Annotated in this window: 10 protein-coding genes; 9 read left to right on the top strand and 1 reads right to left on the bottom strand. The window is 62.3% G+C overall.

The genetic code is table 11. The features are described 5' to 3' along the window. Positions 1 to 9: 9 nt before the first annotated feature. Positions 10 to 1,230 (bottom strand): NAD(P)/FAD-dependent oxidoreductase, encoded by a 1,221-nt coding sequence (locus SFY93_RS26185; RefSeq protein WP_320445161.1) that lies wholly within the window; start codon positions 1,228 to 1,230, stop codon positions 10 to 12. A 243-nt stretch (positions 1,231 to 1,473) separates the two neighbouring features. Here SFY93_RS26185 and SFY93_RS26180 point away from each other — a divergent pair, with 243 nt between their 5' ends. The 9 genes from SFY93_RS26180 (at position 1,474) to SFY93_RS26140 (ending at position 12,376) form a co-directional block, all read left to right on the top strand. After that, entirely contained in the window at positions 1,474 to 3,174 is a 1,701-nt protein-coding gene (locus SFY93_RS26180) for an amidohydrolase (protein WP_320445160.1), read from the top strand. A gap of 36 nt (positions 3,175 to 3,210) precedes the next feature. Next, complete coding sequence (locus SFY93_RS26175; protein ID WP_120291654.1) at positions 3,211 to 4,578, top strand: aromatic ring-hydroxylating dioxygenase subunit alpha; 1,368 nt, start codon at positions 3,211 to 3,213, stop codon at positions 4,576 to 4,578. A 31-nt stretch (positions 4,579 to 4,609) separates the two neighbouring features. Then, entirely contained in the window at positions 4,610 to 6,046 is a 1,437-nt protein-coding gene (locus SFY93_RS26170; RefSeq protein ID WP_320445159.1) for a glutamine synthetase family protein, read from the top strand. Positions 6,047 to 6,155: 109 nt separating this feature from the next. After that, a complete protein-coding gene (locus SFY93_RS26165; protein ID WP_320445158.1) occupies positions 6,156 to 7,331 on the top strand; it encodes an ABC transporter substrate-binding protein in 1,176 nt (391 codons plus the stop codon). A 79-nt stretch (positions 7,332 to 7,410) separates the two neighbouring features. Next, complete coding sequence (locus SFY93_RS26160) at positions 7,411 to 9,045, top strand: amidohydrolase (protein ID WP_320445157.1); 1,635 nt, start codon at positions 7,411 to 7,413, stop codon at positions 9,043 to 9,045. A gap of 8 nt (positions 9,046 to 9,053) precedes the next feature. Beyond that, positions 9,054 to 9,923 carry a branched-chain amino acid ABC transporter permease gene (locus tag SFY93_RS26155; protein ID WP_184519134.1) on the top strand — a complete coding sequence of 290 codons (870 nt, stop codon included), beginning with the start codon at positions 9,054 to 9,056 and terminating at the stop codon, positions 9,921 to 9,923. Continuing rightward, the gene (locus SFY93_RS26150) at positions 9,920 to 10,921 is read left to right on the top strand and encodes a branched-chain amino acid ABC transporter permease (protein ID WP_309948418.1); all 1,002 of its coding nucleotides are present in this window, start codon (positions 9,920 to 9,922) and stop codon (positions 10,919 to 10,921) included. The genes SFY93_RS26155 and SFY93_RS26150 overlap by 4 nt, the downstream gene beginning before the upstream one ends. Then, a complete protein-coding gene (locus SFY93_RS26145) occupies positions 10,918 to 11,682 on the top strand; it encodes an ABC transporter ATP-binding protein (RefSeq protein WP_309948416.1) in 765 nt (254 codons plus the stop codon). The genes SFY93_RS26150 and SFY93_RS26145 overlap by 4 nt, the downstream gene beginning before the upstream one ends. After that, positions 11,663 to 12,376, top strand: coding sequence for an ABC transporter ATP-binding protein (locus SFY93_RS26140; protein ID WP_089265716.1), 714 nt, complete (start codon positions 11,663 to 11,665; stop codon positions 12,374 to 12,376). Before SFY93_RS26145 ends, SFY93_RS26140 begins: the two co-directional genes overlap by 20 nt. Positions 12,377 to 12,391 lie beyond the last annotated feature (15 nt).

Genomic DNA, 12,391 nt, shown 5'->3' with positions numbered 1-12,391 from the left:
GGGTCCGCCCTATTTGCCTGCTTCGAATTTTTTCAGATCGAATGACAGGTCGGCGGCCTGTTCTGGTGTCGGCGACAGTGCCGCGGTGATCAGGCGACGCGCGATCATCTGGTCGCCCGGCCGGTTGATACTGTCGACGGCGGTGAGCTTGCCGTCGCGATAATAAAACACCGAGAACTTGCCATCATCCATCGACCCGCGGATCACCGCGCTGTCGGTCGGCGCGGAGAGGCCGACGATCTGCAGCTTGGCGTCATATTGATCCGACCAGAAACGCGGCACCGCGTCATAGGCTTCCGGCTTGCCGGCGATCATCGCACCCACAGCCTTGCCCTGATCGGTGGCGTTCTGCACGGCTTCCAGCCGCACGCGGCGGCCGGCGAAGCCGTTGTGGTGATTGCTGACGTCGCCGGCCGCATAGATGTTCGGCGCGCTGGTCAGGCCATGTTCATCGACATCGATGCCATTGGTGCAGGTGATATCGGCCTGCGCGGCCAACTCGTCATTGGCGATGCCGCCAATGCCCGCGACGATCAGGTCGGCGCGCACCCGCAGGCCGCTGGAGCAGACGACCTCATGCGCGGCGCTGTTGCCTTCGATGGCAACGACAGATTCGTTGAAGCGGATGTCGAGGCCATGGGAACGATGGCTATCCAGAAGGAATTGCGAGATCAGCGGCGATACTGCGCGCTCCAACAGGCGCGACTGCGCCTCGATCAGCGTCACCTTCTTGCCGGCCTTGGCAGCAGTCGACGCCACTTCGAGGCCGATGAAGCCGCCGCCGACGATGACGACATCGTTGGCTGCTTCGAGCCGGGGCTTGAGATGCAGCGCGTCATCGAGTGTGCGCAGATAGACGATGCCGTCGCGCTCATGGCCGGGCACGCTGAGCCGTCGCGCCCGTGAGCCGGTGGCGATGACGAGTTGATCGAAGGGCAGGCTGTCGCCGCCGTCCAGTGCGATCCGGCCGGCTGCACGATCGAGCCCGATGGCGCGATGGCCGAGCACCAGTTCGATGCCCTGGGTCTTGAAATAGTCCTCGCCGCGGAGGAAAAGACTGTTGTGCGCGACGTCGCCGGACAGAAATGCCTTGGACAGCGGCGGTCGCTGATAGGGCAGATGGATTTCATCGGCGACGATGCGGATCGGCGCCTGATAGCCCTTCTCGCGCGCGCTGATGCCGGCCTGGACGCCCGCATAAGAGGCGCCGATGATCACGAGGCCGCTCACGAGCGCACTCCCTGGGTCCGATCCACACGCGAATTCAAAGTCTTCGACATCATCAACTCCCGAATTGCGTCCGTATATTGAACAAGTGTTCGTTCTGCGCAAGGTGATGCTTTAGGCGTGAATTGCTGCGTTTGCTCACTAAGGCGTCAAATCATGCTGCAAAATTCTGCTTGCCTGGAATTAGTCTAACGATAATATTCGCACATTCGTTCGTCTATTGAACATTGTTGATGGAGCGGCGAGATGCATCTGGGTGCGAAATGTCTGATTGCAGGAGCCATTGCAATTGGCGCCTCCGTCTTGCCGGCGGTGGCGCAGCAATCTGACCCGAACGCGCCCCAGGTCGTCCTGACGGGCGGCAAGATCCTCACCCTCGACGGCCAATCGACGATCGCGCAAGCGCTGGCCATCCGCGACGGCAAGATCCTCGCGGTCGGCAGTGAGGTCGCGATCAAGCCGCTGGCCGGTCCGCAGACCCGGGTCATCGATCTCGCCGGCAAGTCGGTTGTCCCCGGCCTGATCGACACCCACGCGCATTTCAAGGCGGCCGGGCTCGGCGACTATGTGGTCAATCTCGGCGGCGCCAAGGACGTGGCCGGCGCGCTCGATCTCATTCGGGCGTTCGTTGCGAAGAAGCAGCCCGGCGCGTGGATCACGACCGGCGGCTGGCATCCGCCGTCGCAGTTGGCGGAAAAGCGCTACCTGACCCGCCAGGAACTCGACAGCGTGTCCCCCAACAATCCGGTCTATCTGCGGACCGTCGGTCATTTTTCGATGGCCAATTCGCTGGCGTTGCAGAAGGCGGGCATCAGCAAGAGCACGCCGGATCCAGCCGGCGGCGCGTTCGAGCGGGACGCGAGCGGCGACATCAATGGCGTGCTCGTCGAGACGGCGATCCCGCTGGTTGAGAACATCGTGCCGCCCTACACCGAAGACGAGGAGTTGCGGCAATATCGTCTCGCCCAGGCCGCGCTCAACCGCCTCGGTATCACCAGCGTCGTCGAGGGGGCGACAAGCGCGCGCGACACGCAGATTCTGCAGAAGCTCGCTCTGGCCGGCGATGCGACGGTGCGGGTCGGAACCATGTTTCGACCGGAGCCGCCCGCAGATTCGGCCGGGTGGGACGCCATCATGAGCGGCAACGGCGCCACGTCGGGTTTCGGCGACGATTGGTTGAAGCTCGGCGGCATCAAGATCTTCTACGACGGCGGCATGACCCTGAAGACGGCCATGATGCGCGACGCCTATCCGGACTCGCATGACGATTATCATGGAATCGCGCAGGTTACGCCCGAACGGCTGAAGCAGCTGGTATCGATCGCCAACCTTCGCGGCTGGCGGGTCGGCGTTCACGTCGTTGGCGACCTCGGCGTCGATCAGGTGCTGGATGCGTTCGAAGCCGCCGACAAGGAAAAGTCGATCAAGGATCGCCGCTTCGTTTTGATCCATGCCAGCCTGATCCGCCCCGAACAGATGGAGCGGGCACGCCGCGTCGGGGCGCGGATCGATTTCCAGAACGCCTTCATGTGGGACAAGGCGGCGACGGTCGCGCGTTTCCTCGGCAGGCCGACCGCGGATCGTGCGGTCCCGACGCGCACTTTAATCGAGAAAATGGGACTGGAGAATCTCGGCGCCGGCACCGATTTCCCGGTCAATCCGCTGAACCCGTTCCTCACGATGTATATCATGGTGACGCGGAAGGACCCGGCCGGCCAGGTCTACGGCGCATCCGAAGCGATCGGGCGCGAACAGGCGCTTCGCCTCTATACTAGCGCGGCATCGCGCTACATGTTTGAGGAAACGCGGAAGGGGACGCTGGAGGCCGGCAAGCTGGCCGACCTCGTGGTGCTCTCCGCCGACTTCATGACGGTGCCGGACGACCAGATCAAGGACATCACCGCCGATATGACGATGGTCGGCGGCAAGATTGTATTTCAGCGATAAGCGGCGCATCGCCAGAGTTATAAAGGACATTTTGCCATGATGAGCCAAGAGCAGAACGACCTGATCACCCGTATCGGGCCCAAGGCGCCCGCGGGCAAGCTGATGCGTCAGTACTGGCAGCCGGCGGCGCTGGTCGATGAGCTCGAAGGGGATCGTCCGATCCGTCCGGTCAAATTGCTCGGCGAAGATTTTGTCCTGTTCCGCGACGAGCAGGGCCGCTACGGCCTTTTGGATCGCGACTGCCCGCATCGCGGCGCAGATCTGGCGTTCGGCCGTCTCGAAGGCGGCGGTGTGCGCTGCGCGTTTCACGGCTGGCTGTTCGACGTCGAGGGCAAGTGCCTGGAGACACCTGCCGAGCCGAAGACCTCCAAGCTCTGCGCCGGCATCAAGCAGCGCGCATATCCCGTGGTCGAGAAGGGCGGCATCCTCTGGGCCTATCTGGGCGAGGGCGAGCCGCCGGCATTCCCCGAGCTCGACTGTTTCGCCGCACCCGGCCAATACACCTTCGCCTTCAAGGGCCTGTTCGAATGCAACTGGCTGCAAGCGCTGGAAGTCGGCATCGATCCCGCCCACGCGTCGTTCCTGCACCGCTTCTTCGAGGACGAGGACGTCAAGGCATCTTATGGCAAGCAGTTCCGCGGCGCCTCCGCGGGCACCGAACTGCCGATGACCAAGATCCTGCGCGAATATGATCGCCCGATCATCAATGTGGAATCGACCGAATACGGCCTGCGCCTGATTGCGCTGCGCGAGCTCGACGAGGAGCGTACCCATGTGCGCGTCACCAACCAGCTATTCCCGCATGGCTTCGTCATCCCCATGAGCACGGAGATGACGATCACCCAGTGGCACGTGCCGGTCGATGACGAGAACTGCTACTGGTATGCGATCTTCACCAGCTACACGACGCCGGTCGACAAGAAGAAGATGACCGACCAGCGGCTCGAACTTTACGAGCTGCCGAACTACACCTCGCGCAAGAACAAGACCAACGACTACGGCTTCAATCCGCACGAGCAGAAGCACGAGACCTATACGGGCATGGGCGCCGACATCAACGTCCACGACCAGTGGGCGGTGGAGTCGATGGGCAAGATCCAGGATCGTACCCGCGAGCATCTCGGCTCCAGCGACAAGGCGATCATCGCCTATCGCAAGCTGCTGCGTGCGGAGATCGAGAAAGTTGCCGGCGGCCAGAGGCCGATGATGTCGCTCGATGCGGACACCGCGCGCAGCATTCAGGGCCCGGGCACCATGGACGGCATCGGGCCGACCAAGGGCTGGGAAACCTATTGGATGGAAGTCGACGTCGCCCGTCGCCGTGGTGCGCCATGGATGGCAGCTGCTCCGGCCGATCAGACCGAGCCGGGGTCCAATGTCATCCACCTGCCGGCGGCAGAGTGAAGATCGATCAGAACAGCCGCGGGAGAGTGCGTTGAGTTTCGTTGAACGTCACGGTTTGTGGTCCGCGGAGCAAAAAGAAGCAGCCGTCCGGCTGCGCAGCATGGTCGAAGAGCATAAGCTCGAAGTGATCCGGCTGTCGTTTCCGGATCAGCACGGCATCCTGCGCGGCAAGACGCTGATCGCCAGCGAGGCATTGCGCTGTCTTGAAAGCGGCTGCTCGATCACCACGACCATGTTCGCCAAGGACACGTCGCACAAGACGGTGTTTCCGGTGTTCACCGCCGGTGGCGGCTTCGGGATTCCCGAAATGCAGGGCGCGGCCGACGTGTTGATGATCCCGGATCCGACCACGTTCCGAATCCTGCCATGGGCGCCGGAAACCGGCTGGGTGCTGTGCGACGTGCATTTCGCCGATGGCCGCCCGGTGCCGTTCGCGACGCGCAATCTCTACAAGAAGGTGCTCGGCGATCTCGGCAGCCGTGGTTACGATTTCGTCGCCGGTCTCGAAGTTGAATTTCATATCTTCAATGTCGAGAACAACCGCATGAAGCCGGAGGATGCCGGCCAGCCCGGCAATCCGCCGGAAGTCAGCCTGCTCTCGCACGGCTACAACTATCTCACCGAGCAGCGCTACGACCAGATGGAGCCGGTGCTCGAAATCATCCGGCGCGACGTGATTGCGCTCGGTCTGCCGCTGCGGTCTGTCGAAGTCGAATACGGCCCGAGCCAGTGCGAATTCACCTTTGCGCCGACTGTCGGCCTGACACCGGCCGACAGCATGGTGCTGTTCCGCTCGGCCGTGAAACAGATCGCGCATCGCCACGGCTACCACGCCACCTTCATGTGCCGGCCGAAGATTCCGAACGTCGTGTCGTCTGGCTGGCATTTGCATCAGTCGATCGTATCGCGTGCAAACGGCGCAAATGCGTTCATGCCGACCGAGGGCACGCAGCCGCTGTCATCGTTCGGGCAGGGCTATCTCGCGGGGCTCCTTACGCATGCGCGTGCGGCGACCGTGTTCACGACACCGACCATCAACGGCTACAAGCGCTATCGCTCCTATTCGCTGGCGCCGGATCGGGCGATCTGGGGCCGCGACAATCGTGGCGCGATGCTGCGCGTCCTCGGCGGTGCCGGCGATTCCGCGACGCGTATCGAAAATCGCGTCGGCGAACCCGCCGCCAATCCCTATCTCTATATGTCGTCGCAGATCCTGTCGGGTCTCGACGGCGTCGATCGCAAGCTCGATCCGGGGCCATCAGCCGACACGCCTTACGAGACCAATGCCGATCTGTTGCCAAAGTCGCTGCGCGAGGCGACCTTCGCGCTCAAGGAAGATCCTTTCTTCCGCGAGAAGATGGGCGCGACCATGGTTGACTATTATACGCATATCAAGAATGCCGAGATCGATCGCTTCCAGGCGGAAGTCTCCGACTGGGAGCAGCGCGAATATTTCGAGATGTTTTGACGCGTCATTTCGGCGCGCTGATGCCGGATCAAACGGGCCATCTCGGCACGTTTATTGAATACAGGTTTGCCGAATAGTTTTCTTAACTTTCCAACGGGGACAACCGCAAATGAACAGACGCAGCCAATCCATTCTTGCACTGGCCGTTCTCGGCCTGATGACCGGCACGGCCTCCGCCGACACCATCAAGATCGGCGTGATCGGCACCATGTCGGGTCCTTACGCGCTGTTTGGCAAGAACTTCAAGATGGGCATCGACGCCTGGGTCGCCGAGCATGGCACCAAAGCAGGCAAGCATGATGTCGAATTCATCTATCGCGATGAAGAGAGCCCGAATCCCGCCAAGTCGAAGGCGCTGGCGCAGGAGCTGCTGGTCAAGGACAAGGTGCAATATCTCGCTGGCGTCTATTTCACGCCGAACGCGATGGCCATCGCGCCGTTGCTGGAAGAATCCAAGACGCCGCTGATCGTGATGAATGCGGCGACCTCGTCGATCGTCGAGAAGAGCCCCTATATCGTCCGCACCTCGTTCACAATGTGGCAGAACACCGTGCCTGCCGCGAAAATTGCGTTGAAGAACGGCGCCAAGAAAGTGGCCATCGCGGTCAGCGATTACGGTCCGGGTGTGGATGCTGAAGCGGCATTCAAGAAGACGTTCGAAGGTGAGGGCGGCGCGGTGGTCGAAGCGGTTCGCATTCCGCTCGCCACCACCGACTTCAGCCCGATCATGCAGCGCATCAAGGATTCCGGCGCGGACACCATCTTCACCTTCCTGCCATCCGGCCCGCCGACGCTGGGTTTCGTCAAGGCCTATATCGACAACGGGTTGAAGGCAGGCGGCGTCAAGCTGATGTCGACCGGTGACGTCGTCACCGAGCCGGATCTGCCGAATATCGGCGATGCCGGCATCGGTATCCTCTCGACCTATCACTATTCGGTGTCGCACGACTCCAAGGAAAACGCGGCCTTCCTTGCCACCATCAAGAAGGGCGGCGGCAACCTCGACGAAGTCACCATGACGTCGGTCGCAGCCTATGACGGCGCGCGCCTGATCTACAAGATGATCGAGGCCACTGACGGCAAGCGCGATGCCGCCAAGGCGGTCGATGCCGTCAAGGACATGAAGTGGGTCTCGCCGCGCGGTCCGGTGTCGATCGATCCCACCACGCGTCATATTCGCCAGAACGTCTATCTGCGCAGTGTGGAGAAGGTGGACGGCAAGCTGATCAACAAGGAAAGCCAGACCTTCGCCGATCAGCCGGACTGGGCACTGAGCACGAAGTAGGCAATGCCGGGGATTCCGCCTCGTTGCGGAATCCCCCTCTTTCTGCGACATCGTCGCGCGACATGAGATTTCCCTCGACATGACCAGCCGCGCGCGCTCGCTTCGACTGATCAATGCCCGCATCTATCGCTCTGCCTGGGATGAAACCCCCGCGGACAGCATCGTCGTCAGCGATGGCAAGGTGGTTTGGATTGGTGCAGCAGATGTTGCGCCAGCTGCCGACGAGACGATCGATCTCGCGGGCGCCACCGTCATTCCCGGCCTCACCGACGCGCATATTCATCTGTTCGCCATCGCCCATGCGCGACTGCAGGTGCCGGTGACGCCGCGCGATGCGCCCACGATATCCGATGTGCTTGATTTGCTGGTTGCGCGCGCGCGCGCCATTCCAAGTGATAAATGGGTCTACGGTGCGGGCTTCGATGAGAACGGACTGGCCGAGCATCGGCTGCCGACACGGGTCGAGATCGATGCCGTCATTCCCGATCATCCGGTGCTGATCCGCCGCTTCTGCGGTCATGTTGCCGTCGTCAACAGTGCCGCGCTGCGACTGCTGGGCATCGACGATGCCACTGCCGACCCGGAAGGCGGGACGTTCGGGCGCTCCGAGGATGGCCGACTGGACGGCAGCGCCAAAGAAAGCGCAGCCGAACTGATATTCCGTGCTGCGCCGCCGATGGATCGCAATGAACTCACCACGGCTCTGCGCGCGACAATTGCCGATAGCGCCAGGTTAGGTCTTGTTGCTGTCGTAGAAGCCGCGGTCGGATTCACCGTCGGCTTCGATGATGAATTCGCTATCTGGAACGAGATCCGCGAAAATGGCGATGTGCTGCCAATGCGGCTCGGCTTCATGAACCAGCTCGACCCGGCTGAAGCGGCGGCGCGTGGGCTGGTGCCGACGCAAGACGCCGACTGGCAGTCGATGACGCTGAAATATTTCGCCGATGGCATTGTCGGCGCGAGAACTTCGGCGGTGAGCGAGGATTTCTTCGATACGCCGTCCCGCGGCATGTTCATGCGCGATACAACCGAACTGCAGCGCGTGATCGCCGAGGCCCATGCGGACGGCTGGCAGGTTGCCGTTCATTGTACCGGCGATCGCGGTATCGACTGTATCATCGAAGCCTATGAGACGGCGCAGGCGGCACATCCCCGAGCCGATGTCCGGCACCGCATTGAACATTACTTCGTGCCGCCCGCCGGTGGGCTGGCGCGGATGAAGGCATTGGGCGCGCTCGTCGTCACCCAGCCAAGTTTTCTCACCCGGATGCGGCGCTCGATTGCCGGCGCCTTCGGTCCGCGCGCCGATCGTTGCTATCCGGGCCGTTCGGTGATCGACGCGGGTGTCACTTACATCGCAAGCTCAGATGCGCCGACCGGGTCGTGGTCGCCGTGGGATGGCATCGCCGATGCGGTGAGCCGCGCCTCGGACAGCGGTGCGCCGATCGGGCAGGGGGAAGCCATCAGCGTCCGCGAAGCCATTCACAGCTATACGGTCGGTGGCGCTATCGCGATGAGGCAGGAAGACTGGCGCGGCACGCTGATGCCGGGCATGGCGGCCGATCTGATCGCCCTTGATCGCGATCCCTTCGCCGCCGACTGCCTCCCTCTGAAAGAGACGAAGGTGTTACTCACCATGGTGCGCGGCGCTGTCGTCCATGACGCGATGCCGCAGTTTCCGGAATGGCGCTCGGGCGCTGCTTCGGCATAGGATCAATCATGCGTACCGTCTTCAGCATCATGACCGACGCCGTCGCCTACGGGATGGTGCTGTTCATCATTTCCATCGGCCTGTCCATCATGATGGGGCTGATGCGCGTCGTGAACCTCGCCCATGGCGCTTTCGCCATGATTGGCGGCTATCTGGCCTCCTATGCGATCCGCGACCTGCATGTGCATTACAGCGTCGCGATCCTGATGGCGGTGGTCGGCACCATCATTGTTTCGATCCCGTTCGAGATTCTGCTGTACCGCCGGATCTACCGGAAGTCCGATCCGCTGATTCAGGTGCTGATGACCATCGGCATCACGTTCTTCATCATCGGCATCGTCAATTTCATCTTCGGCCCGTCGTTGAAATCGATTCCACTGCCGCAGACCCTCAGTGGTCCGCTCGATATCGGTTTCCGCATGCTGCCAACCCATCGCATCTTTGTCATCGCCTGCGGTGTGGTTACGGCTCTGGCGCTGTGGCTTCTGATCGAGAAGACGGAGTTCGGAATCAAGCTGCGCGCCTCGGTCGATCATAGTGGTATGGCGGACGCCTTGGGCATCCGCACGGAAATCATCTATGCGGTGACCTTCGCGCTGGCGATCGGGCTCGGCGCATTCGGTGGCGTGGTCGGCGCGGAGATCCTGCCGATCGAACCGTTCTATGCACTGCGTTATATGGTGACGTTCCTTGTCGTCGTCTCTGTCGGCGGCGCAGGCTCGATCCTTGGCGCTCTGTCGGCGTCGCTCCTGCTCGGCCTCGCCGACACCACCGGCAAATATCTCGCGCCGGAGTTCGGCGACTTCTTCTTCTATCTGTCGGTGATCTTCGTCGTGTTCCTGTTTCCGCATGGCCTATTTGGCAGGTCGCACGCATGAGCGAGATCGTCGCGACCCATGTTCCGCACAAGCGCAGCATTCCCTTCGGTCAGGAGGCGGCAGGTGCGCTGAGTATCATCGTGCTCGGTGCCATCGGCTACTTTCTGTATCCGGACGATCTGGCGTTCCTGACGCGGCTGATCGGCATCGCATTCCTGGTGCTGTCGCTCGATCTGGTCACAGGTTATTGCGGCGTCGCCACTCTCGGCCATGCCGCGCAATTCGGCGTCGGCGCCTATGCCGCCGGCATTGCTTGCGTGCGTGGCATCACCGATCCCATTGCGTTGCTGGCGATCGGTGTATTCGCGGGAACGGTCATGGGGCTGATCTCCGGTGCGCTGATCACGCGGTTTCGCGGGCTCCCACAACTGGTGCTGTCGATTGCCGTGGGGCAATTGGTCGCCGCACTTGCCAACAAGCTGTCGTGGCTGACGGGCGGCAGCGACGGCCTGTCAGGCATCACACCGGGCAAGGTGTTCGGCATCTTCAATTTCGACATGTACAGCCGCACGGCATTTTTGTTCTCGCTGGGCGTGCTGGTCATTGTGTTCGTGCTGCTGCAGCGTTTCGTGCGCTCGCCGTTTGGTCTGATGTGCCGTGGCATCAAGGATGACGATCTGCGCGCCAAGATGATCGGCGTCTCGATCTATCCGCGCCTTGTCGTGATGTATGGCGTCGCTGGTGCCGTTGCCGGGATCGGTGGAGCGCTGACGGCGATTAGCACCGGCGTCGTCGGTCTCGATAGCGTCAGCTTCGAACGCTCGGCCGAAGTTCTGGTGATGCTGGTGCTTGGCGGTGCAGGGCATCTGTGGGGCGCGCTGGCGGGGACGATCATCTTCATGATCTTCGAGCATATCGTGGCCGCCGCCAATCCGTTCCACTGGATGACGCTGGTCGGCCTGCTGCTGATCCTGATTGTGGTGTTCGCGCCGCGCGGGCTGATCGAACCGGTGCTGTCGCTGGCCTCCCGCTTCAAGCGCAAGGGAGAGGCGGCATGACCAATCTCCTCGAAGCCCGCGGCGTGTCGTGCTCGTTCGGCGGTCTGCACGTGACGCGCGACGTCAATTTCAAATTGACTGCCGGCGACCGCGTCGCGCTGATCGGCCCGAACGGTGCTGGCAAGACCACGCTGGTCAATCTGATCACCGGCGACATCGCGCCGAGTGAAGGCCAGTTCTTCATGGGCGGCGATGAGATCACCGGTCTCAGCATTCCGGATCGCGTGCGTCGCGGTCTGGTGCGCACGTTCCAGACCACGCGGCTGTTTGCCAATCTCACCGTCGCCGACAATGTCGCGCTGGCGATCATGCAGCGCAAGCGAATCACGCGCAGGTTTTTCTCGAGCTCGACGGAGCTGCCGGAAGTGCGTGCCGAGTGGAGCGAGATTCTCAGCCATCTAGGTCTCGACAGGCTGGCCTATCGCAAGGTGGTCGAGCTCGCTTACGGCCAGCAGCGCCTGATCGAGCTAGCTATCGGCCTTGCGCTGCATCCGAAGGTGCTCCTGCTCGACGAGCCCGCCGCGGGCGTGCCGCATGACGAGGCGCCCAAAATCCTCGAGGCGATCAATCGGCTGCCACCTGATATCGCCGTGTTGATGATCGAGCACGACATGGATCTGGTGTTCAAGTTTGCCACGCGCGTACTGGTGCTGGCGGCCGGGCGGTTGATCTTCGAGGGATCGCCCGATGAGGTCACCGCCGATCACGAAGTGCGCCGCGCGTATTTGGGGAGCTATGCCGATGCCCGCCGCGCCACTTGATATCCAGAACCTGAGCGCCGGCTACGGCCCGACGCGGATCATCGAGGGCATTTCGTTCTCGGTGAAAGCAGGTGATCGTCTCGCCGTGCTCGGCCGCAACGGTATGGGCAAGACTACACTGCTGGCGACGCTGATGGGCCTGACGACGCGTCACGGCGGCGAGATCAGGATCGGCGACCAGGACGTCACGGCCAAGCGGACCTCGGCGCGCGCCGATCTTGGTATCGGCTATGTGCCGCAGACCCGCGACATTTTCGCCTCGCTGACGGTGGAGGAGAATCTGCGCACCGGGCTGAAGGGGCGGCCGGCGTCGGCGCTCGATGAAGCCTATGCGATGTTTCCGCGGCTACGCGAACGCCGCGGCAATTACGGCAAGCAGCTGTCAGGCGGTGAGCAGCAGATGCTGTCGATGGCCCGGACACTGCTGGGCAAGCCGTCGATCCTGTTGCTGGACGAGCCGCTGGAAGGCCTCGCGCCCGTGATCTGCGACGAGTTGATGGCATTGTTGGCGAAGCTGGCCGCCACCAGTGAAGTCACCATCATTCTGGTCGAGCAGCAGATCGAGCGCGCGCTGGATTTCGCGAGCAGCGTCATGGTGATGGAGCGTGGCCGCACCAGCTGGAGCGGGGCGCCGGATGTGCTGACCGCCGACCGCGCGCTGGTCGATCGGCTGGTCGGTGTCGGCATTCACTAGATTCCGGAATGGCGC

This window comes from Tardiphaga sp. 42S5 (assembly GCF_034044155.1).
Taxonomy (GTDB): Bacteria; Pseudomonadota; Alphaproteobacteria; order Rhizobiales; family Xanthobacteraceae; genus Tardiphaga; species Tardiphaga robiniae.
This window is presented reverse-complemented; position numbering and strand designations above follow the sequence as displayed.

What these genes read in the sequence shown, in the direction of transcription:
- SFY93_RS26140 (WP_089265716.1), top strand. Translation starts at nt 11,663, where the DNA reads ATGCCCGCCGCGCCACTTGATATCCAGAACCTGAGCGCCGGCTACGGC.
- SFY93_RS26175 (WP_120291654.1), top strand. Translation starts at nt 3,211, where the DNA reads ATGATGAGCCAAGAGCAGAACGACCTGATCACCCGTATCGGGCCCAAG.
- SFY93_RS26155 (WP_184519134.1), top strand. Translation starts at nt 9,054, where the DNA reads ATGCGTACCGTCTTCAGCATCATGACCGACGCCGTCGCCTACGGGATG.
- SFY93_RS26150 (WP_309948418.1), top strand. Translation starts at nt 9,920, where the DNA reads ATGAGCGAGATCGTCGCGACCCATGTTCCGCACAAGCGCAGCATTCCC.
- SFY93_RS26160 (WP_320445157.1), top strand. Translation starts at nt 7,411, where the DNA reads ATGACCAGCCGCGCGCGCTCGCTTCGACTGATCAATGCCCGCATCTAT.
- SFY93_RS26180 (WP_320445160.1), top strand. Translation starts at nt 1,474, where the DNA reads ATGCATCTGGGTGCGAAATGTCTGATTGCAGGAGCCATTGCAATTGGC.
- SFY93_RS26165 (WP_320445158.1), top strand. Translation starts at nt 6,156, where the DNA reads ATGAACAGACGCAGCCAATCCATTCTTGCACTGGCCGTTCTCGGCCTG.
- SFY93_RS26145 (WP_309948416.1), top strand. Translation starts at nt 10,918, where the DNA reads ATGACCAATCTCCTCGAAGCCCGCGGCGTGTCGTGCTCGTTCGGCGGT.